We start from the raw sequence: 21549 nt of genomic DNA, 5'->3' as shown, positions 1-21549 counted from the left end.
CGAACGCCGTTTCCCGGTGATTGCGCCAGGCGGCGTGCCGTGAATCGACGCGCCGCCGAACGGGTGGATAAGGTCCCAGAACAATGGCGAGCAGCACGGGAGCGGAGTCCCCGACGGCCCGGTGGCGCAAGGCGGTGCACCGGGCCCGCATCAGCGTGCGCAAGGCCGGGGTCGACTACTTCCGCGGCGACGGCTCCGACTGGATCGCCCTGGTCGCCCTCCTGATCGCCATTCCCGCCATCGCCTGCGGCACCATCTGGCGCCCCGACTGGATCGCGCCCACCGCGCTGGTACTGCCGGTGCTCGCCGGCGGGCTGCTGCTCCGCCCGGCCAACCTGCTCGCCCTGTACGGCACCTCCGCCGCCGCCCTGATCGTCGAGGCGTCGCTGCTCGGCCCGTACGACCAGGGCCGCGACCGGATCACCCCGGGCACGGTCCTGGTGGTCGCGGCGGTCGGCCTGTCCGGACTGATGGTCGCGCAGTTCCGCAGCCGGGTCGGCGTGCCGTGGCGGCGCGGCGGCACCATGCTCTTCGACCTGCGTGAACGTATCCGCGTCCAGAGCAAGCTGCCGAAACTGCCGGCCGGCTGGCACCGCGAGATGGCGCTGCGCCCGGCCGGCGGGCAGTCCTTCTCCGGCGACTTCGTGGTGGCCTCCCGTACGCACGGGGGCAACATCCTCGAAGTCGTGCTGACCGACGTGTCCGGCAAGGGCATGGACGCGGCCTCCCGCGCGCTGCTGCTGTCCGGCGCCTTCGGCGGCCTGCTCGGCTCGCTGCCGCCGCACGGCTTCCTGCCCGCCGCCAACGGCTACCTGCTGCGCCAGGACTGGGACGAGGGCTTCGCCACCTCCATCCACCTCGTGCTGGACCTGGAGTCCGGCGACTACGAGTTGCTGTCCGCCGGGCACCTGCCCGCCCTCCAGCTCAGCGCGGGCACCGGACGCTGGGAGGAGAAAGCGGCGGAGGGGCCGCTGCTCGGGGTGTACGACGGGGCGCAGTTCGACCCGGTCAAAGGGACGCTGCGCCCCGGCGACGTGCTGATGCTCTTCACGGACGGCCTGGTGGAGGCCGCCGACCGGGACATCGCGGAGGGCATCGACCGGCTGACCGGCGAGGCCGACCGCTATGTGGCCGGCGGCTTCGTCGGTGCCGCCTGGCATCTGATCGAAGCCGTGGCCAAGGATGTCAACGACGACCGCGCGCTGCTGCTGATCTGCCGCGACTGAACCGTACGGTGGGCGGCCCGACCGGCCCGGACCACCCGCGGAGGACGCATGGCAGGCACCTTCCCCTTCGGTTATGTCACGTACGTCGAGGGCGTGCCGGAGAAGGTCCGGCACGCCCTCACCGATCCCGGGCTGACCGCCGCCCACTGGGGGCACCGCAATGTCTTCGACTGTCAGCCGGGTTCGCGCCGGGAGCACCGGCGCACCGACGGTTCGCGCATCGCCGACGTCGAGGGGCGGTGGTGGAGAGCAGTCCGCCCACGCGGCCGGTGACCACGTGGGCGGAGCCCGGGGCGGGGCGGCCCGGACCGGCCCCGGCGTCTCCACGGTGACGTTCGGCATCGAGCCGTACGGGGAGGTCGTCCGGCTGACCCTGACGCACGGGGGACTGGCCGGCGAGGCCGAGCGGGACGCGGCGGCCCAGGGCCGGTACGCGGTGCCGGCCAACCCCAAGACGCTCTCGGAGGCCGGGCGCCCGCTGCCGCGCGAGCCCCGGGCGATGCCGTGCCCGCCGGACCCGCCCGGCGGAGGTGAGCCGTACGGCCGTGCTACCTGCCGGCGGCCGCGGGCTCGGGCCGCCCGCCGCCCGCCGGCGCGTCCGGGTCAGGGTTGCCGCCGCCCGGCAGGACCCGCGCCAGCCAGGCCGACCGGCCGGCCGCCAGCGGTCCCAGGACGGCCAGGATCAGTACGTACCCGGCGATGAACGGCGCCAGCCGCTCGTCCAGCCCGGCGCCCGCCGCCATCGTCGCCAGGATCAGCGCGAACTCGCCGCGGGCGAGCAGCGCGGTGGCGATGTTGGCGGCCGGGCGCGGCCCGAAGCCGTAGATCCGGGCGGCGACCAGCCCCGCGAGCACGTTCATCAGCAGGGTCAGCGCCACCGCGATCAGTACCGGCCACACCACCGACGGCAGGTCGCCGGGGTCGATGGAGAGCCCGAACGCGAAGAAGAAGATCGCGCCGAAGGCGTCCCGCAGCGGGTGCACCAGCTCCATGATCTTTTTGCCGGAACCGGTGCTGCCGAGCATCAGACCGACCATGAACGCGCCGATCGCGTCCGCGACGCCGAACCACTCCGAGACGCCCGCCACGAAGACGGCGGCGCCCAGGAAGGAGATGACCAGCAGCTCGTTGTCCTTGGTGGCGATCAGTTTGCCGATCACCGACGTGCCCCAGCGGGCGACCACCGCGAGCAGCAGCAGGAAGCCGAACGCCTTGCCCGCGTCGAGGGCCGCCGCGGTCATCGAGTCGGCGCCGGAGATCACCGGCTGGAGCGCGGCCAGGTAGAGCGCGAGGAAGACGTCCTCGACCACGATGATGCCGAGGATCGGCTTGGTCTCGGGATTGCCGAGCCGGCCGGTGTCCATGAGGACCTTGGTGACGATCGCCGACGAGGAGATGCCGAGCACCCCGGCCAGGACCAGTGCCTCGGAGGTGCCCCAGCCGACCAGGAAGCCGAAGACCAGGCCGGCGCCGACGTTCAGCGCCAGATAGGCGGCTCCGGCGACGGCCATCTTCCGGCCGCCCTCCTTGAGATCGTCCAGGTGGAATTCGAGGCCGAGGTAGAAGAGCAGCAGCACCAGACCCAGCAGGGAGAGCATCTCCAGCTCGTGCGGGTCGTCGACCAGGGCGATACCGGGGGTGTGCGGGCCGAGCAGTATCCCGGCCAGGATGAACAGGGGGATCGTGGGGAGCCCGATGCGGCTGCCCAGGCGGGCGAGGACGGCTGCGGCCAGGAAGGCCCCGCCCATCGCGAGGAGGGTTTCTGCGTGTCCGATGGCTCCTCCAGAGGTTCGGCCGGACGATGTTCGGTCAAGGGGGAGTCAAGAAAGCGTCAATGGTTAGTTTACCAAACGACTTTTCGGGTCCGGCACCCCTGTGCGCACCACATGCCTCACCCGCTCCTGCCCGCTCCTTCACCGACCCGCCTCCGGGACCTTCCCGGGCCTCCCGACGAGAGCCCTGCCTGGGGGTTTCCCCACCCGGAAGCCACCGGCAGCCGCCATGGTCCAGGTTCACCCCCGCTCCGTACGGTCACAGAGCGACCGGACGTACGAGACGAGGGGTGGCGTGATGGATCAGCGTGACGAAGGCCGGGGCGGGCGGCGGCAGGAGCGCGGCGCCTGTGCCGTGGAGCTGCGCGGCGTCCGGCGGCAGTACGGAGGCGGAGCCGGCGCCGTACACGCCCTGCGCGGCATCGACCTCGTCCTGCCGCACGGCAGCTTCACCGCCGTGACGGGACCCTCCGGCTCCGGGAAGTCCACCTTCCTCCGGTGCGCGGCGGGCCTGGACCGGCCGACCGGCGGCACGGTCCGCGTCGGCGGTACGGACCTCACCCGGCTGCGGGCGGACCGGCTCACCGCACTGCGCCGCGAGCGCCTCGGCTTCGTCTTCCAGGCGTTCAACCTGCTGCCGTCGCTGACCGTCGAGCAGAACGTCGCCCTGCCGATGCGGCTCGCCGGCCGGTGCGCCGACCGGCGGCGCACCGCCGAGGCGCTCGCCCGTGCCGGCCTCGGCGCGCACGCGGGACGGCGCCCCGGCCGGCTCTCCGGCGGCCAGCAGCAGCGCGTCGCCGTCGCCCGCGCCCTGGTCACCGGGCCGGACGTGGTCTTCGCCGACGAGCCGACGGGCGCGCTCGACACCGGAACCGCCGCCGGGGTCCTCGGCCTGCTGCGGCACGCGGCCGACGGGCTCGGCACCACGGTCGTCATGGTCACCCGCGATCCGGTGGCGGCCTCCTGGGCCGACCGGGTCCTCTTCCTCGCCGACGGCACGCTCGCCGACAGCCTGGAGCGCCCCACGCCCGAGCGGGTCGCCGCCCGGACGGCGGCCCTGGCCGGCCACCCGCGCCGGACGGCCGCGGCCTGAGCGGGCCGGGCGGGCGTGCCGGTGTCCGTCAGCCCGCTCCTCCAGTCCCGGGGACCGGCTCCTTCCGGAACGCCCACGCCATTCTGGGCTCCACCACGCAGCGCAGGGCCCTGCGGACCGGTGGCGTGCACAGCGCCGTCACCGCGGCTGCCGCCGTCAGGCTCACCGCGACCTCACCGAGCGGCGAGTGCAGCCACGCGGCATCGTCGAACCAGCCGCGGGAGCGGGCACCCTTGGTCAGGAAGCCGTGCAGCAGGTAGCCGTACAGGGTTCCGGCGCCCAGCACCGTGAACCACGTACGGCGGGCCGGCACCCACGCGAGGAAGCAGCCGGTCAGGACCAGCGAGCAGCCGAACATCGCGAGCGTCATCACCGCCCCCGCCCACCAGGGCGCCCCCAACTCCTGCGCGCTCTCCCGGTGGTAGAACCACGCCGAGGTCATCCGCGGAACCGCCCAGTAGGCCAGCGCCAGGGCGGCCGCGAAGACCGGCACCGCCACGATCCGCGCCGCCCGCCGCCGTACCAGCGCGAAGTGCTCGGGCCGCAGGTTCAGCCCCAGGACGAAGAACGGCAGGAACTGGAGCAGCCGTTGCATGTCGAGGTCGTCACCGACCTCCGGGGACACGGACGCCAGTACCGCCACGGTCAGGGCCAGGGGGACCGGCCGACGGACGATCCGCCACAGGGGAGTGGTGAGCCGCCACACGAACAGCGCGGCCAGGAACCAGGTCAGATACCAGGGGTCCAGGAGGCTGACCGGCAGGTCCGGGTCGTCGTTCACCCAGCGCGCGAAGAGCGTGTAGGCGGTCTCGAAGACGACATACGGCACCACGACACCGGTGATCAGGCGTCGCAACCGGTCCGGGCGCAGATCGAAACCGCGGGAGAAATAGCCGGAGATGATGATGAACGCCGGCATGTGGAAGGCGTACACCGTCATGTAGAGCGCCCCGGCCGTGCGGCTCCCGCCGGTCAGCGGCTCCCAGGAATGCCCCATCGCGACCAGCACGATCGCCAGATATTTCGCATTGTCGAAGAAGGCGCTCCGGCCGCTCCCGGCGGCGTCCCGAGCCGCCCCGGCAGCGTCCCGCGCGGTCTCCGTCACCGCCTGCCCGGCGGCCCGTGGCCCTCCGCCCGGGGCGTCCGGGGCGGGGGCCGCCGCGTCCCGGCCAGGGGGCCCGGCGGCCGGGGGCAGCACACGTCGTGGGGTCGGCGCAGCGGGAGACATCTGACGCACCCTAGTGGCGGCCGGGAAATGCGTAAAACCTTCTCCGTCGAATGTGCAATACCGGCGCGGCGCGGCGGGAATTCCCTTTCGGGTGGCGGACTCCGGGTATTGCAGGCGCCCTTTCGTGCATTTTCCGGTGGGCCGGTGAATATCCGGTCCGGGGGTGCGTCATCCGCTTATCCGAGGGCATATGCCCCGACGTGGACCCGGGGGCGATGTCCGCTTCGCTGCCGGTATGTCGGTGCGGCAGCCGTCCGCCGGCCGCGCACCCGCCTCAGGAATTCACGTGCGCACAAAAAGGGTCCGGTCCGTGCGGCGTCATCCGGCCAGGCGCTGCGCACGGTTCCGGCCGCCCGGCCGAAAGGGTGCCGGGGCGTCAATTCCCGGGCCCCGGACCGGTGTCCGCCCGTGCCCGGCGGGGCGGCCGTCCGGTTCGCAGGCAAAGCCTTGGCCGATGATTCGCCACCCGCCTCCACTGGGCAGTGACTTGGTGGCACGATGGTGCCGAGCGGGGGTGTGCGCGGCTGCATGCTTCCGGGGCCGGCCAGGCGTTCCGACCGAGGGTGTGATCAGTTGTGGCTCTTTCGCTGTCCGTCGTGCTGTTGTTGGGCATCATCATGATCGTGTTGATACGCGGCAAGTCGCTCAAGGCGGGACCGGCGCTGGTGGCCATCCTCTTCGGCTTCTTCCTCGCCTCCACCGGCATCGCGCCGTCCATCAACCGGTTCCTGAACTCGGTGGCCGAGACGATCAACAACATCAGCTTCTAGCGCGCCACGGGCCCGCACCCGCCGTGCACGGGCCCGGCCGGGACGATCAGCGGTCGTCGCGTCCGCTCCGCGCGACCGCCTCCCGCACGGCCTCCTCGCTGCGCCCGACCAGCGCCGTGCCGTCGTCCGCCGTGATGATCGGCCGCTGGATCAGCCGTGGCCGCTCGGCCAGCGCCGCGATCCACCGTTCCCGCGTGGCGTCCGTACGCTCCCAGCCGCCGATGCCCAGTTCCGCCGCCTCGGCCTCCTGCGTGCGGGTGATGTCCCACGGCTCCAGCCCCAGCCGGTCCAGCACCTCCCGCAACTCCACGGCGGTCGGGGGCTGTTCGAGATACCTGCGTACGGTGTAGTCCGCCCCCTCCTCGTCCAGCAGTTGGACGGCGGAACGGCACTTGGAACACGCGGGATTGAGCCAGATCTCCATGTCGACACCTTAGTGAGCGCCCTGGGGACGCGGGCCGGACCTGGTCGGGAGGCGACAAGAAACGACAGCCGGGCGGCGATGACGGCCGGACTTCCGCGGCGGCCGGGGCTACCGCTTCAGAGCCCGGTACCGCTTCATCAGCGCCGTGAGCTTCGCGGGGTCGGCTCCGCCGTTCAGCTCTTCGACCAGCTCGTCGGGGCACAGCTCGTAGAGGTCGCCCCACCAGCGCCGTCCCCGATTGTCCCGGATCCGGTAGCCGCCGGGCACGCCTCGGGCGACGTACCGCCTCCTGGCCATGGCCCCCGTCCCGGAAAACACTCAGGGCCAAGCCCGGGAAGACCTCGGACCTGGCCCTGAACCACACCGAGCGGGCGACGGGAATCGAACCCGCGTAGCCAGTTTGGAAGACTGGGGCTCTACCATTGAGCTACGCCCGCATGCGCCGCCGGTCGGGTGACCGCGGCACGCAGTGCATCGTAGCGGGTCACCCGGGCCCACCGCACACTCCGCCCCGTTCCCGCCGGTGGCGGCGGCCGTCCGCGGCCCCGTGCGCCCCCGCCGGTGCACCGTGCGCCCCCTGGTGCGCGGCCCGTGCCCGTGGATATCCGGCAGCCGTGCCGTCCACAGCCATGTACCCTACGTGTCGCACCGACGGGGTGTGGCGCAGCTTGGTAGCGCGTCCGCTTTGGGAGCGGAAGGTCGTCGGTTCGAATCCGGCCACCCCGACCAGCAGGTTCTTCATGTTCAGCCGTCCGGCGTTCGGCCGTACGACGTCCCGGCCCGGTCTCCGGCCCGGCGTCCGGCGCTCCGGGCGCGGCGCGCCCGCCGCCGGCAGGGCCCCGGCTCCGCGGCCCGGGCCGGTCCGTCCGGACGGGCCCGTAAGGCGCCCGTCAAGATCACATTGCGGGTGCCAACCCGCTTGCGGTTACTATGCAAGCTGCGTGCCCGTGTGTCTTTCTCCCGGGCGCGGTCCGCAGGGCGCCTGGGCTCCAGGCGCCGGCAGATCTCAAGCAGAACCCCAGAAGTCAGCCCCAAGGAGACCGAACCGTGAAGAGCGCCGTGGAGACCCTGAACCCGACTCGGGTTCGGCTCACTGTCGAGGTGCCCTTCGAGGAGCTCAAGCCCAGCCTCGACGCGGCGTACAAGAAGATCAACCAGCAGGTCACGGTGAAGGGCTTCCGCCAGGGCAAGATCCCGGCCCGAGTCATCGACCAGCGGTTCGGTCGCGGCGCCGTGCTTGAGGAAGCCGTCAACGACGCGCTCCCGAAGTTCTACACCGAGGCGGTCAACGAGGGTGAGCTCAACGTCCTCGGGCAGCCCGAGGTCGACATCACCGAGCTGAAGGACGGCGAGCTGCTGACCTTCACCGCCGAGGTCGACATCCGCCCGGCCCTGGAGATCCCGGACTACTCCGGCATCGAGGTCGAGGTCGACGCCGTCGAGGTGTCGGACGAGGACATCGACAAGTCGGTCGAGCAGCTCCGCGACCGCTTCGCCTCGACCACCCCGGTCGAGCGCGCCGCCGAGGACGGCGACGTGCTCACCGTCGACCTGGAGGCCAAGGTCGACGGCGAGGTGCTGGAGGACGGCGTCGCCCAGGGCGTCAGCTACACCATCGGCTCCGGCGAGCTGCTGGACGGCATCGACGACGCCGTCAAGGGCCTGAAGGCCGGCGAGTCCGGCACCTTCACCTCCGAGCTGAAGGGCGGCTCCGCCGCCGGCAAGGAGGCCGAGGTCAAGGTCGACGTCACCGCCGTGGCCGCCCGTGAGCTGCCCGCGCTGGACGACGACTTCGCGCAGCTCGCGAGCGAGTTCGACACGCTGGAGGAGCTGCGCGCCGACAGCGCCAAGCGCCTCGCCCAGATGAAGAAGTACGACCAGGCCACCCAGGCCCAGGAGAAGGTCCTCGACGAGCTGCTGAAGCTGGTCGAGGTCCCGATGCCGGAGAAGCTGCTCGCGGACGAGATCGAGACCCGCAAGCACAACCTGGTCAACCACCAGCTCGGCCAGATGGGTCTCGACCTCGCGAAGTACCTGGAGATCCAGGGCAAGACCGAGGAAGAGTTCGACGCCGAGACCAAGGAGCAGGCCGAGAAGGGCATCAAGACCCAGTTCATCCTGGACGAGCTGGTCAACAAGGAGAAGCTGAACGTCAGCCAGGAGGAGCTCACCGAGCACCTCATGCGCCGCGCGCAGTCCTCCGGCATGTCCCCCGACCAGTTCGCCCAGGCCGTCGTCGAGGGCGGCCAGGTGCCGATGCTCGTCGGTGAGGTCGCCCGCGGCAAGGCCCTCGCGGTCGTCGTCGAGGCCGCCACGGTCAAGGACACCAACGGCGAGGTCGTGGACCTGGACGACGAGGACGAGACGGCCGAGACCGTCGAGGCCTCCGAGGCCGAGGGCACCGACGCCGAGAAGACCGAGAAGACCGAGGGCTGAGCCCCGGCCACCCCGGTGGCAGGGACGGCCCCGGCCGCCCCGCAGCGCCAGTAGACGTACGGGCCCGAACACGCCACGCCCGCGTGTTCGGGCCCGTACGTCGTCGGGGCCCGTGCACGCCGGTGAGCCTGCGCTCACAGCGAACAGTTGACAATGCGGGATGGCGCCCGCCGACCAGCGCGTTAGGGTCCGTAGATACGAGGGCAGGGGACCAGCCGAACCGGCGCCGGCGGAGCACGCCGCGCCCTCCCCGCGCCCCAGAAGACGACGCTGAGACGGCCCTGGGCCGTCCGACAACGAGCAGGTGGACACGTGACGATCCCGATGCCTTCCGCCGCCGCTGAGCCGACCTTCGGTGGCCTCGGCGACCAGGTCTACAACCGGCTGCTCGGCGAGCGGATCATCTTCCTCGGCCAGCCGGTCGACGACGACATCGCCAACAAGATCACCGCGCAGCTGCTGCTCCTCGCCGCTGACCCGGACAAGGACATCTTCCTTTACATCAACAGCCCGGGCGGCTCGATCTCGGCCGGCATGGCGATCTACGACACCATGCAGTACATCAAGAACGACGTGGTCACCATCGCCATGGGCCTCGCCGCCTCGATGGGCCAGTTCCTGCTGAGCGCCGGCACCCCGGGCAAGCGCTTCGCGCTGCCCAACGCCGAGATCCTCATCCACCAGCCCTCCGCGGGCCTGGCGGGCTCCGCGTCGGACATCAAGATCCACGCCGAGCGGCTGCTGCACACCAAGAAGCGCATGGCGGAGCTCACCGCCCAGCACACGGGCCAGACCGTCGAGCAGATCACCCGCGACTCCGACCGCGACCGCTGGTTCGACCCGCAGGAGGCCAAGGAGTACGGCCTCATCGACGACGTCATGACCACCGCGGCGGGCGTTCCGGGCGGGGGCGGCACCGGGGCCTGAGCCCCGGACGACTCGCCACGCAGCCGACTCCAGCCCTTTTGACCGCCACCAGGACGGTGAACCTCCAGATGAACAACTTCTCCGGCCGTAGCCTCTACGAGCGCCACGACGCCCCGCAGGCAGAGTTCCAGGGTCTGCCCGCCGAGTCCCGCTACATCGTCCCGCGCTTCGTCGAGCGCACCTCGCAGGGCGTGCGCGAGTACGACCCGTACGCGAAGCTCTTCGAGGAGCGCGTGATCTTCCTCGGCGTGCAGATCGACGACGCGTCGGCCAACGACGTCATGGCGCAGCTGCTGTGCCTGGAGTCGATGGACCCGGACCGGGACATCTCGATCTACATCAACTCGCCCGGCGGTTCCTTCACGGCGCTGACCGCGATCTACGACACGATGCAGTTCGTCAAGCCCGACGTGCAGACGGTCTGCATGGGCCAGGCGGCCTCCGCCGCGGCCGTGCTGCTCGCCGCCGGCACCCCCGGCAAGCGGATGGCGCTGCCCAACGCCCGTGTGCTGATCCACCAGCCGTACAGCGAGACCGGCCGCGGCCAGGTGTCCGACCTGGAGATCGCCGCCAACGAGATCCTCCGGATGCGTACGCAGTTGGAGGACATGCTGGCCAAGCACTCCACCACGCCGATCGAGAAGATCCGCGACGACATCGAGCGCGACAAGATCCTGACCGCCGAGGAGTCCCTGGCGTACGGTCTGGTCGACCAGATCGTCTCGACCCGCAAGACGGCCGCCTCGGTCTGATCGCGTACCGTCCAGAAGTGAGCCGGACACTACGCCCCCTTGGACCGGGTTGACCGAGTCGGTCCAAGGGGGGCCCGTACGGGGGGCCCGGCAAGGTACCGTCGATAGGCAAGCACCCGGGTCCGCGGAGCAATGCGGATCCCAGGCGAAGGGGAAGCACCTCGTGGCACGCATCGGTGACGGCGGCGACCTGCTCAAGTGCTCGTTCTGCGGGAAGAGTCAGAAGCAGGTGAAGAAGCTCATCGCGGGGCCTGGTGTGTACATCTGCGACGAGTGCATCGACCTCTGCAACGAGATCATCGAGGAGGAGCTCGCCGAGACCTCCGAGGTCCGCTGGGAGGAACTGCCCAAGCCCCGGGAGATCTACGAGTTCCTGGAGAGCTACGTCGTAGGCCAGGAGCCCGCCAAGAAGGCGCTCTCGGTCGCCGTCTACAACCACTACAAGCGGGTCCAGGCGGGTGAGAACGGTGGCGCGCGCGGCGGCGACGACGGCATCGAACTCGGCAAGTCCAACATCCTGCTGCTCGGCCCCACCGGCTCCGGCAAGACGCTGCTCGCGCAGACGCTCGCCCGGATGCTCAACGTCCCGTTCGCCTTCGCCGACGCGACGGCGCTGACGGAGGCCGGCTATGTCGGCGAGGACGTGGAGAACATCCTCCTCAAGCTGATCCAGGCCGCGGACTTCGACATCAAGAAGGCCGAGACCGGGATCATCTACATCGACGAGATCGACAAGGTCGCCCGCAAGAGCGAAAACCCGTCGATCACCCGTGACGTCTCCGGCGAGGGCGTCCAGCAGGCCCTGCTGAAGATCCTGGAGGGCACCACCGCCTCGGTGCCGCCGCAGGGCGGGCGCAAGCACCCGCACCAGGAGTTCATCCAGATCGACACGACGAACGTGCTGTTCATCGTGGGTGGCGCGTTCGCGGGCCTGGAGAAGATCATCGAGGCCCGGTCCGGTGCCAAGGGCATCGGCTTCGGCGCCAACATCCGCTCCAAGCGCGAGATCGAGTCCAAGGACCAGCTCCAGGACGTCATGCCGGAGGACCTGGTGAAGTTCGGGATGATCCCGGAGTTCATCGGCCGGCTGCCCGTGCTGACCTCGGTGCACAACCTGGACCGCGAGGCGCTCCTCCAGATCCTCCTGGAGCCGCGCAACGCGCTCGTCAAGCAGTACCAGCGCCTGTTCGAACTGGACGGCGTGGAGCTGGACTTCGACCGCCCGGCACTGGAGGCCATCGCCGACCAGGCGATCCTGCGCGGCACCGGCGCGCGCGGCCTGCGCGCCATCATGGAAGAGGTCCTCCAGTCGGTGATGTACGAGGTCCCGTCCCGCAAGGACGTGGCCCGCGTCGTGATCACCGAAGAGGTCGTGCACTCCAACGTGAACCCGACCCTGGTACCGCGCAACCGCGGCGGCGAGTCGGGCGAGCACCACGAGAAGAGCGCGTAGCGCCGTCCGTTCCCCCCGCACGGACGGCGAGGGCCGCCCCGCGACACCGGTCGCCGGGCGGCCCTTTCGCGTGGCGGCGGCCCGGCGTCCTGGCTACTGCGGGGTACGGGTCTCGCCACGCACCACGGCGGTGGTGTCCGCGTACTGCGACAGGTCGACGTCCGAGGAGGAGCGCAGCTCGCCGTTCAGGTAGAGCAGCACGGCGGCGGTCGAGCCGTCGGCCCAGCCGCAGACCGGCGCGTAACCGAACGCCGGGTTCCGTACGACCTCGCAGTCGATCTTGACGGTGCCGTCCGCCCCGCCGGGCCGGAACGTCTCGCGCTGCCGCACGACCGTGGTGCCCCCGGTGGCCACGCCGCGGAACATGTTGTCCACCACGCTCTCCGGGTCGTCGATGGTGCCGTAGCCGCCGGAGATCATCAGGCCGGTCGGCCGGCTGCCGCGGGTGCCCCGGTAGCGGGCGATCTCCTGCGTGATGCCCGGCGGCGGCGAACCCAGCTTGTGGCCGTCGCGCTCCAGCGCCGCCTTGTCCTTCTCCAGCGTGTACGCGCCTTCGTCGACCGTCCTGGGAGTCGTCAGCCGCATCCGCCGCCCGTCGTCCTCGGCGGACGGCTTCTCCTCGGACGAGCCGGAGGCGTCGGAACCGGCCTCCGGAGGGGCGGACGCGCCGCCACGGGCCCGCGGGGGGCCGTCGCCACCGTCACCCGAGACGAGCATCACGGCCCCGCTGATGATGGCGCCGACGAGCACGACACCGGCGGCCACCCCCGCGATGATCTTGCCGGTGCTCCCGCCACCGGACGGGCCGGGCGGACCGGGCGGGCCCGGCGGCGGGTACTGCGGGAACTGCGGGGGCGGCTGCACCGGCTGCTGCATCGGTTGCTGCGGGGCTTGCGGCTGCTGGGGCGCACCGTACCCGTACGGGCCGGGCGGCGGCCCCTGAGGCGGCCCCTGAGGTGATCCTTGCGGCGGCCCCTGAGGCGCCCCGAAGCCCCCGCCCTGCGGCTGCTGCTGCCCGCTGTCGCCATACGGCCCCTGGGGCGGCTGCCCGCTGCTCCCGTAAGGCCCTGGCGGCGGCTGGTCGAAGCTCATGACGTGTCCTCCCCCTGACGGTACGGCCGCGGCCGTCACTTCTCGTGGCGCACCGCGTCGCGGATCTCGCGGGTCTTCTCGGAGAACCGCTCGGCCGAGAAGGCGGCGCCGGTGGACTTGGTGGGCGTCTCCACCCCGTTGTTCATGACGATGCCCACCGCGCTGGAGTCGCCCCAGATGCACCACGTCACCGTGGACGTGGCGGTGAGGCCGGCCCTCGACGCGGTGCCCTTGACGGCCTTGCACTTCATGACCGAGCCGTCGAAGCCGTCGGGCGAGAACTCCGTCACCGGCGTGACGGTCTCCAGCTTCGCGCCCTGGGTGTCCGTCCGCTCCGACTTCTTCTCGATCTGGGCGACCATCTTGTTCACCGTGCTCTTGGGGTCGGCGACCTTGCCGTAGACACCGGTGACGAGCAGCGGCTGCCCCTTGTCGTTCGCGTAGCTGCCCTGGACGCTGGTGCCCTCGGTGATGCCGAGGGCCTTGGTCTCCGCGTCGTTGGACTCGTCCTTCGTCCCGGCCTTGCCCGCCGCCTTCTTGTACGTACCGAGCAGGTTGTCCGGCATGGAGATCGTGTAGGGCTTCACGTCCCCGCCGGGACCGAACGCGTAGTAGGCGCCCACGCCGATGCCCGCCACGGCCGCCGCCGCGACGATGCCGAGGGTGATCTTCATCCCCTTGCCCTTGCCGCCGTTCTGCGGCTGCTGGCCGTAGCCCCCGGGCTGCCGGCCGTACGGGGCGGGCTGCGGCGGCTGGCCGTAGGGCGCCTGGGGCTGCTGCGGGTAGCCGGGCTGGGGAGCCTGTTGCGGGTAGCCGTAGGGCTGCTGCGGGGGGACCTGGCCGCCCTGCTGGGGGTAGCCGTACTGAGGCTGCCCGACCGGCTGCGGCGCGGGCTGACCGTACGGTCCCGGCTGCTGCGGCGGCTGGCCGTACGGGCCGGGAGGCGGCTGGTTGAAGCTCATGGAGCGGGTTCCCCTCGTGGCGACTGACGGCGTCCGATGACGCCCGTCACAGTTGATGTCTGTGCGTCGCCAACATCCTGTACGACGCCACTGTCAGCCGGTGCGCCAGGGGCCAAACCGATTCGAGACTGCGACATCCGCGCCCGTACACTGAGCGTCGTGACCGAGAACACTCAGCAGAGCCCCCGAGACGGCGGGCCGACGAACAGCAGCCCCACTGAACTGCCGACCCAGTACGCGCCGGCCGAGGTAGAGGGGCCGCTGTACGAGCGCTGGGTGGAGCGGGGGTACTTCGAGGCGGACGAGAAGAGCGAGAAGCCGCCGTACACGATCGTCATCCCCCCGCCGAACGTCACGGGCAGCCTGCACCTCGGGCACGCCTTCGAGCACACCCTGATCGACGCCCTCACCCGCCGTAAGCGGATGCAGGGTTACGAGACGCTGTGGCAGCCCGGCATGGACCACGCCGGCATCGCCACCCAGAACGTCGTCGAGCGCGAGCTGGCCAAGGAGGGCGTTTCCCGTCACGACCTGGGCCGGGAGGCGTTCGTCGAGCGGGTGTGGCGCTGGAAGGGCGAGTCCGGCGGGCAGATCTCCGGGCAGATGAAGCGCCTGGGTGACGGCGTCGCGTGGTCGCGTGAGCGCTTCACGATGGACGAGGGCCTGTCCAAGGCCGTCCAGACGATCTTCAAGCGGCTCTACGACGACGAGCTGATCTACCGCGCCGAGCGCATCATCAACTGGTGCCCGCGCTGTCTGACGGCCATCTCGGACATCGAGGTGGAGTACCAGGACGACGAGGGCGAACTCGTCTCGATCCGCTACGGGGAGGGCGACGCCTCCATCGTCGTCGCCACCACCCGCGCCGAGACGATGCTCGGCGACACCGCCGTCGCGGTCCACCCCGACGACGAGCGCTACCGTCACCTGGTCGGCACGGAGATCGAACTGCCGCTGACCGGCCGCCGTATCCCGGTCGTCGCCGACGAGCACGTCGACCCGGAGTTCGGCACCGGCGCGGTCAAGGTCACCCCGGCCCACGACCCGAACGACTTCGAGATCGGCCGCCGGCACGACCTGCCCAACCTCGCGGTGCTGGACGAGCGCGGTGTGATCACCGCGCACGGCCCCTTCGAGGGCCTGGACCGCTTCGAGGCCCGCTCCGCGATCGTCGCCGCGCTGCGCGCCGAGGGCCGCATCGTGGCCGAGAAGCGCCCGTACACCCACTCGGTCGGCCACTGCTCGCGCTGCAAGACGACCATCGAGCCGCGGCTGTCCATGCAGTGGTGGGTCAAGGTCGGCCCGCTGGCGCAGGCCGCCGGTGACGCGGTCCGCGACGGCAAGGTGGACATCCACCCCAAGGAGATGGAGTCCCGCTACTTCGGCTGGGTCGACAACCTCCACGACTGGTGCATCTCGCGTCAGCTGTGGTGGGGCCACCGCATCCCGGTCTGGTACGGCCCGAACGGCGAGGTCGTCTGCGTCGGACCGGACGACGAGGCGCCGACGGGCGAGGGCTGGACGCAGGACACGGACGTCCTGGACACCTGGTTCTCGTCCGGTCTGTGGCCGTTCTCCACGCTCGGCTGGCCGGAGAAGACCCCGAGCGTCGAGAAGTTCTACCCGAACTCGGTCCTGGTCACCGGCTACGACATCCTCTTCTTCTGGGTCGCCCGGATGATGATGTTCGGCCTGTACGCGATGGACGGCACCCCGCCGTTCAAGACCATCGCCCTGCACGGCATGGTCCGTGACGAGCGCGGCAAGAAGATGTCGAAGTCCTTCGGCAACGCGGTCAACCCGCTGGACTGGATGGACAAGTACGGCTCGGACGCCGTCCGCTTCACCCTGGCCCGTGGCGCCAACCCCGGCACGGACGTGCCGATCGGCGAGGACTGGGTGCAGGGCTCCCGCAACTTCGCCAACAAGATCTGGAACGCCACCCGCTTCGCGCTGATGAACGGCGCGACGGTCGAGGGCGAGCTGCCCCCGGCCGAGCAGCTTTCGGCGACCGACCGGTGGATCCTCTCCCGGCTCAACACGGTCGTCGCCGAGGTGGACGCGTACTACGACGACTACCAGTTCGCCAAGCTGTCGGACACCCTCTTCCACTTCGCGTGGGACGAGGTCTTCGACTGGTACGTCGAGCTGTCCAAGACCACGTTCATGGCGGGCGGCCCGGCCGCCGACGCCTCGCGCCGCGTCCTCGGCGAGGTCCTGGACGTCACGCTGCGGCTGCTGCACCCGATCGTGCCGTTCGTCACGGAGAGCCTCTGGACGACGCTGACCGGCCGTGAGTCCCTGGTGATCGCCGAGTGGCCGGCCGACAGCGGCTTCCGTGACGCGGCCGCCGAGCGGGAGATCGAGACCGTCCAGCAGGTCGTCACCGAGGTCCGCCGCTTCCGGTCCGACCAGGGGCTCCAGCCCGGCCAGAAGGTGCCGGCCCGGCTGGACCTGGCCGGTACGCAGCTCGCCGCGCACGAGGCCGCGATGCGCTCGCTGCTGCGCCTCCAGCCCGCGGGCGAGGACTTCACCGCCACCGCGTCCCTGCCGGTCGCGGGCGCCACCGTCGCGCTGGACCTGTCGGGCGCCATCGACGTGGAGGCCGAGCGCAAGCGGCTGTCGAAGGACCTCGCCGCGGCCGAGAAGGAGAAGGCCCAGGCCAACGGGAAGCTGGGCAACGAGGCGTTCCTGGGCAAGGCCCCGGAACACGTCGTCGCCAAGATCCGTACGCGGCTGGAGACGGCCGAGGCCGACATCGTGCGCATCAGCGCGCAGCTGGCGGCCCTGCCCAAGGCGTAGCGCCCGGCGCCGGGACGACTCCCGGCGCGTACGGCTCCGCAGGCCCCTCGTCCGTACGGGCGGGGGGCCTGCGCCGTCCCGAGCCGCGCCGGTCGCCGCGTTCCCGTACCGGCCACAGCAGGACGTACGCCGTCGACACGGCCACGAACGCCAGGCGGATCAGGCCGCGCGCCGAGTCGTCGGGCACCACGAAGACGCTGCCGTACAGGATCAGCAGGGCCAGCCAGCTCCACCAGGGCACCAGCCGGCGCTGCCCGATGACGTCCCACAGCAGCGTGCCGAGCAGTACGGACGCGGTGTAGTACGTGTAGACGCTGGGGTCCAGGACGATACGGGCGTTGGCGCCCAGCAGGACGACGGCGGCCCAGCGCCCCCGCCACACCGCCAGACAGCCCAGCAGCAGGCCCAGCGCGAACTGCGCGGGCCGGTCCCAGCCGGGCGTCTCCGGGTCGGCCACGCCCAGCCAGCGCAGTGCGGACGCCGGGTGGTTGGGGATGGCGAACTCGGCCGCCGAGAACGAGTTCATGTCACCGATGAAGAACGGCAGCCAGGCCACCGCGACCAGGCCCGCCATCCACAGCCCCGCGCGCAGCCACTTCTCCTTCGGGAGCGCGAGCAGCAGCGGGACGAAGGCCAGCGCCGTCGGTTTGGAGTCCATCGCGAGGGCCAGGAAGACGCCGGTCAGCGCGGCGTTGCCGCGGGTCACCGACCGTACGGCCAGCGCGGTGAAGAACAGCGCGAGCACGTCGTCCAGGTGCCCGAAGCGGACCGAGACCTCGATCCACATGGGGATGAACGCCAGGCCGGCTATCAGGACGCGCTGCCGCAGCCGCTGGTGGTTGGTGCCGGTGCCCAGGAAGTGCCAGGCGGCGCTGCGGCCGGCCAGCACCACGATCACCAGGCCGAGCAGCGACATCAGGGCCGCGGCCAGGAACTGTCCGGTGTGCTCGGGGAACGGGTTGAACAGACCGGCGATCAGGAAGCTGACCGGGCCCATCTGGAGTTCGGGGTGGTGGGCGTAGAGGTTGAGGCCGCCGGTGCCGTCGCCGGACGAGCCCTGGTAGATCAGCTCGCCGCCGGTGCGCAGGTAGTGCCAGGAGAACCCCCCGTTCGGCTCGACCACGACGAACCACAGCACGGTCCACGCGGTGAGCAGCACCAAGTGCATCCGCTGACTGATTGCCGGCACGCGCACGCTTTTTCAGCTCCTGTTTTCTCCCGGCGGCCGTACGTCCGCCGCCCCTCGGGGCCCGTTCTCTTCCGGTCTTCGCCGGATCTCCGTGTCGGTCAAGGCTCACAGAGCCCGCCGGGGAAGATGCGGGCAGGGGGTGGTGCGTTGCCCGGGGGCGGGGATCGGAGGCGTGCGTCACGGTGGGGCACCGGCCGCCGCGTTCTCATCGGCCTCTCATCGAGACGGGGGACCATGGGGCCCGCAAACGGGACTTTCCGGCGAAACGTACGGCGTACGTAGTCGGCCGCACCACCGTCCAGCGACGAGGAGCCGCGCCACCCATGAACAAACCCCTGCGCCGCGTCTCGGTCTTCTGCGTCCTGCTGATCCTCGCGCTCCTGGCGTGGGTCACCTGGCTGCAGGGGGCCAAGGCGTCCACGTTCACGGACGATCCGCACAATCCACGCGTTTCCATAGCCAAGTACGCGAATCCGCTGGGCAACATCCTCGTGGACGGGCAGCCGGTGACCGGCTCCACCGCCACCGACGGCACCCTCAGGAACAAGCGGACGTACAAGAACGGCCCGCTCTACGCCCCCGTCACCGGCTTCACCTCGCAGATCTTCGGCAGCAACCAACTGGAGAGCCTGTACGGCGACCTCCTCGACGGCTCCGACAGCCGCCTGCAGAACCCGGGCGACGCGCTGACCCGCCAGCGGCCCAAGGGCGGGGATGTCGCCACCACCATCGACTCCAAGGTGCAGAAGGCCGGTTACGAGGCGCTCGGGAACAAGACCGGGGCCGCGGTCGCCCTGGACCCGGCCACCGGCAAGGTCCTCGGGATGGTCAGCACGCCCTCGTACGACCCCGGCAAGTTCGCCGGCTCCGGCAGCGGCGACCAGCAGGCGTGGAAGGACCTGTCGGCGGACAAGAAGCACCCCGAGATCAACCGTGCGCTGCGGCAGCCGCTGCCGCCCGGCTCCACCTTCAAGCTCGTCGTCGCGGCGGCCGCGCTGGAGAACGGCCTGTACTCCTCCGTGGACGAGGCCACCGACAGCCCCGACCCGTACGTCCTCCCCGGCACCCGCACCACGCTGAAGAACGAGAGCGCGTCGGCGCCCTGCAAGAACGCGACCATCCGCACTGCGCTCCAGTACTCCTGCAACACCGTCTTCGCGAAGATGGCCGCCGACCTGGGCCAGGACAAGGTCCGCGCGCAGGCCGAGAAGTTCGGCTTCAACAACGGCAAGCTGGACACCCCGGTACGGGCCGGCAAGAGCCTGTACCCGCAGGGCATGGACAAGGCGCAGACCGCGCTGTCCGGCATCGGCCAGTTCGACGACACCGCGACGCCGCTCCAGATGGCCATGGTCTCCGCGGCCATCGCCAACGGCGGCGACCTCCAGACACCGCAGATGGTCGACAAGCTCACCGACAGCGGCGGCAACACGCTCCAGCAGTACGAGCCGGAGAAGTACGGCAAGGCGATCTCGCAGCGCACCGCCGAGCAGCTCCAGTCGTCCATGGAGACCGTCGTGAACGAGGGCACCGGCTCCAAGGCCAAGATCGACGGCCTGACGGTCGGCGGCAAGACCGGCACCGCCCAGCACGGCGTGGACAACGAGGGCACCCCGTACGCCTGGTTCGTCTCCTACGCCAAGGACGGCAAGGGCCACCAGGTGGCCGTCGCCGTCATGGTCGAGGACAGCGACGCGGCCCGCAGCGAGATCTCGGGCGGTGGCCTGGCGGGCCCGGTGGCCAAGGCGATGATGAAGGCGGCGCTGTCGTAGTGCCGGGGCCTGCCGGGGGCGGGCGTCCCGTCGCGGCCGGAGTCGCGGGCCGTCCCGCCCCGGCCGCAGGCCGCCACCCACCGGTGTCGGTGGTGGCTCGTAGACTGGAGCCGTGAGCGACGAGCGCCCCCGAAACGACGACCCCGACCCGATCCCCGGCCCGGACGGCCAGGCCGACCCCTTCGAGGAGATGGTGGAGGCCGAGACCACCAGGGACCCCGACCTCGCGGTGATCGAGGCCGGCAGCCGTACCCTGCGCGCACAGGCCGGCCCGCCCCAGGGGGACGGGGTCCCCGCCCGTCCCGAGGACCCCGAGGTGGACCGCGCGCTGCGCGAGGTGGAGGCCGAGCTGGCCGGCCGCTGGGGCGAGACCAAGCTGGACCCGTCGGTGCGGCGCATCGAGGCGCTGATGGACGTCCTGGGCTCGCCCCAGCGCGCCTACCCGTCCATCCACATCACCGGCACCAACGGCAAGACCAGCACCGCCCGCATGATCGAGGCCCTGCTGTCCGCCTTCGAGCTGCGCACCGGCCGGTACACCAGCCCGCACGTGCAGTCCGTGACCGAGCGGATCAGCCTGGACGGCGCCCCGATCCCGGCCGAGCGCTTCATCGAGACGTACCGCGACATCGCGCCGTACGTCGAGATGGTCGACGGCCAGCAGGAGTACCGCCTCTCCTTCTTCGAGGTGCTCACCGCCATGGCGTACGCGGCCTTCGCGGACGCCCCGGTGGACGTCGCGGTCGTCGAGGTCGGCATGGGCGGCACCTGGGACGCGACCAACGTGATCGACGGTGACGTCGCCGTCGTCACGCCCATCTCGCTGGACCACACCGACCGCCTCGGCGACACACCCGAGCTGATCGCCGGCGAGAAGTCCGGGATCATCAAGAAGGACGCCACCGTCGTCCTGGCGCAGCAGCCGGTGGACGCGGCGGCCGTGATGCTCAAGCACGCCGTCGAGGTGGACGCCACCGTCGCCCGTGAGGGCATGGAGTTCGGCGTGCTCAGCCGCGAGGTGGCGGTCGGCGGCCAGTTGCTGACGCTGCGCGGCCTGGGCGGCGAGTACGAGGGCATCTTCCTGCCGCTGTACGGCGCCCACCAGGCGCACAACGCCGCGGTGGCGCTCGCCGCCGTGGAGGCGTTCTTCGGCATCGGCTCCGAGCACGCCCGCACCCTGGACATCGACACCATCCGCTCCGCGTTCGCCGCGGTGGCCTCGCCGGGCCGCCTGGAGGTCGTGCGCAAGAGTCCGACCGTCATCCTGGACGCGGCGCACAACCCGGCGGGCGCGCGGGCCGCGGCCGAGGCGGTCAGCGAGGCGTTCGGTTTCAGCCGACTCGTCGGGGTGCTCGGCGCCAGCGAGGGCAAGGACGTACGCGGCGTCCTGGAAGCCTTCGAGCCGATCTTCGCGGAGATCGTGGTGACCCGTAACTCCAGCCACCGCGCCATGGACGCGGACGAGCTGGCGGGCGTCGCGGTGGAGATCTTCGGCTCCGAGCGGGTGCAGGTCGAGCCGCGGCTCGACGACGCGCTGGAGGCGGCGATCACCCTCGCCGAGGAGGAGGGCGAGTACTCCGGGGCCGGCGTGCTGGTCACCGGCTCCGTGATCACGGTCGGCGAGGCCCGGCTGCTCCTGGGAAGGAACTGA

General features: G+C 71.1%; 18 protein-coding genes and 2 tRNA genes. 12 read left to right on the top strand and 8 right to left on the bottom strand.

What is annotated here, in order from left to right:
- The first annotated feature begins 83 nt into the window (after positions 1 to 83).
- Together ACZ4QV_RS06290 and ACZ4QV_RS06285 are read left to right on the top strand one after the other, a co-directional pair.
- Positions 84 to 1226 (top strand): PP2C family protein-serine/threonine phosphatase, encoded by a 1143-nt coding sequence (locus tag ACZ4QV_RS06290; RefSeq protein WP_361144272.1) that lies wholly within the window; start codon positions 84 to 86, stop codon positions 1224 to 1226.
- A gap of 48 nt (positions 1227 to 1274) precedes the next feature.
- Positions 1275 to 1499, top strand: a complete 225-nt coding sequence (locus ACZ4QV_RS06285) for an SRPBCC family protein (protein WP_361582399.1) — start codon at positions 1275 to 1277, stop codon at positions 1497 to 1499.
- Between the two features lie 275 nt (positions 1500 to 1774).
- On the opposite strand, the gene ACZ4QV_RS06280 is transcribed toward ACZ4QV_RS06285, so the two are convergent.
- Positions 1775 to 2974: a cation:proton antiporter gene (locus ACZ4QV_RS06280; RefSeq protein ID WP_361144266.1), complete on the bottom strand. Its 1200-nt coding sequence runs from the start codon at positions 2972 to 2974 to the stop codon at positions 1775 to 1777.
- A gap of 322 nt (positions 2975 to 3296) precedes the next feature.
- On the opposite strand from ACZ4QV_RS06280, the gene ACZ4QV_RS06275 reads away from it, so the two are divergent.
- Positions 3297 to 4091 (top strand): ABC transporter ATP-binding protein, encoded by a 795-nt coding sequence (locus ACZ4QV_RS06275; RefSeq protein ID WP_361144263.1) that lies wholly within the window; start codon positions 3297 to 3299, stop codon positions 4089 to 4091.
- A 28-nt stretch (positions 4092 to 4119) separates the two neighbouring features.
- On the opposite strand, the gene ACZ4QV_RS06270 is transcribed toward ACZ4QV_RS06275, so the two are convergent.
- A complete protein-coding gene (locus tag ACZ4QV_RS06270) occupies positions 4120 to 5319 on the bottom strand; it encodes an acyltransferase family protein (RefSeq protein ID WP_361582395.1) in 1200 nt (399 codons plus the stop codon).
- 575 nt (positions 5320 to 5894) lie between these two features.
- On the opposite strand from ACZ4QV_RS06270, the gene ACZ4QV_RS06265 reads away from it, so the two are divergent.
- Positions 5895 to 6089, top strand: coding sequence for a hypothetical protein (locus tag ACZ4QV_RS06265; protein WP_030020551.1), 195 nt, complete (start codon positions 5895 to 5897; stop codon positions 6087 to 6089).
- Between the two features lie 46 nt (positions 6090 to 6135).
- On the opposite strand, the gene ACZ4QV_RS06260 is transcribed toward ACZ4QV_RS06265, so the two are convergent.
- The 3 genes from ACZ4QV_RS06260 to ACZ4QV_RS06250 form a co-directional block, all read right to left on the bottom strand.
- Complete coding sequence (locus ACZ4QV_RS06260) at positions 6136 to 6513, bottom strand: arsenate reductase family protein (protein WP_361144258.1); 378 nt, start codon at positions 6511 to 6513, stop codon at positions 6136 to 6138.
- A 108-nt stretch (positions 6514 to 6621) separates the two neighbouring features.
- A complete protein-coding gene (locus tag ACZ4QV_RS06255; protein WP_361144255.1) occupies positions 6622 to 6810 on the bottom strand; it encodes a hypothetical protein in 189 nt (62 codons plus the stop codon).
- 69 nt (positions 6811 to 6879) lie between these two features.
- Positions 6880 to 6950, bottom strand: a tRNA-Gly gene (locus ACZ4QV_RS06250).
- A gap of 215 nt (positions 6951 to 7165) precedes the next feature.
- Here ACZ4QV_RS06250 and ACZ4QV_RS06245 point away from each other — a divergent pair.
- From ACZ4QV_RS06245 to clpX, 5 genes are all read left to right on the top strand, one after another.
- Positions 7166 to 7242: transfer RNA gene (locus ACZ4QV_RS06245), tRNA-Pro, on the top strand.
- A 318-nt stretch (positions 7243 to 7560) separates the two neighbouring features.
- Positions 7561 to 8949: a trigger factor gene (gene tig / locus ACZ4QV_RS06240; RefSeq protein WP_361582391.1), complete on the top strand. Its 1389-nt coding sequence runs from the start codon at positions 7561 to 7563 to the stop codon at positions 8947 to 8949.
- 324 nt (positions 8950 to 9273) lie between these two features.
- Positions 9274 to 9876: an ATP-dependent Clp protease proteolytic subunit gene (locus ACZ4QV_RS06235; protein ID WP_030020548.1), complete on the top strand. Its 603-nt coding sequence runs from the start codon at positions 9274 to 9276 to the stop codon at positions 9874 to 9876.
- A gap of 68 nt (positions 9877 to 9944) precedes the next feature.
- Positions 9945 to 10628, top strand: coding sequence for an ATP-dependent Clp protease proteolytic subunit (locus ACZ4QV_RS06230; RefSeq protein WP_361145272.1), 684 nt, complete (start codon positions 9945 to 9947; stop codon positions 10626 to 10628).
- Positions 10629 to 10791: 163 nt separating this feature from the next.
- Complete coding sequence (clpX, locus tag ACZ4QV_RS06225; RefSeq protein ID WP_030020546.1) at positions 10792 to 12081, top strand: ATP-dependent Clp protease ATP-binding subunit ClpX; 1290 nt, start codon at positions 10792 to 10794, stop codon at positions 12079 to 12081.
- A 93-nt stretch (positions 12082 to 12174) separates the two neighbouring features.
- Here clpX and ACZ4QV_RS06220 read toward each other — a convergent pair whose 3' ends face one another.
- Positions 12175 to 13173, bottom strand: coding sequence for a hypothetical protein (locus tag ACZ4QV_RS06220; RefSeq protein WP_361633343.1), 999 nt, complete (start codon positions 13171 to 13173; stop codon positions 12175 to 12177).
- A 35-nt stretch (positions 13174 to 13208) separates the two neighbouring features.
- Complete coding sequence (locus tag ACZ4QV_RS06215) at positions 13209 to 14135, bottom strand: hypothetical protein (protein WP_361582387.1); 927 nt, start codon at positions 14133 to 14135, stop codon at positions 13209 to 13211.
- A 159-nt stretch (positions 14136 to 14294) separates the two neighbouring features.
- Between ACZ4QV_RS06215 and ACZ4QV_RS06210 the strand changes: the two genes are divergently transcribed.
- Positions 14295 to 16937: a valine--tRNA ligase gene (locus ACZ4QV_RS06210; protein ID WP_361144244.1), complete on the top strand. Its 2643-nt coding sequence runs from the start codon at positions 14295 to 14297 to the stop codon at positions 16935 to 16937.
- Here ACZ4QV_RS06210 and ACZ4QV_RS06205 read toward each other — a convergent pair.
- Positions 16903 to 18105 carry a hypothetical protein gene (locus ACZ4QV_RS06205; protein WP_361145269.1) on the bottom strand — a complete coding sequence of 401 codons (1203 nt, stop codon included), beginning with the start codon at positions 18103 to 18105 and terminating at the stop codon, positions 16903 to 16905. The genes ACZ4QV_RS06210 and ACZ4QV_RS06205 overlap by 35 nt on opposite strands.
- A 344-nt stretch (positions 18106 to 18449) precedes the next feature.
- On the opposite strand from ACZ4QV_RS06205, the gene ACZ4QV_RS06200 reads away from it, so the two are divergent.
- The gene (locus ACZ4QV_RS06200; protein ID WP_361582384.1) at positions 18450 to 19898 is read left to right on the top strand and encodes a peptidoglycan D,D-transpeptidase FtsI family protein; all 1449 of its coding nucleotides are present in this window, start codon (positions 18450 to 18452) and stop codon (positions 19896 to 19898) included.
- Positions 19899 to 20010: 112 nt separating this feature from the next.
- Positions 20011 to 21549 carry a bifunctional tetrahydrofolate synthase/dihydrofolate synthase gene (gene folC, locus ACZ4QV_RS06195; RefSeq protein WP_361144238.1) on the top strand — a complete coding sequence of 513 codons (1539 nt, stop codon included), beginning with the start codon at positions 20011 to 20013 and terminating at the stop codon, positions 21547 to 21549.

This window comes from Streptomyces sp. NPDC026394 (assembly GCF_055567735.1).
Note: the sequence above shows the minus strand (reverse complement) of the source record. Positions and strands in the feature narration are given on the sequence as shown.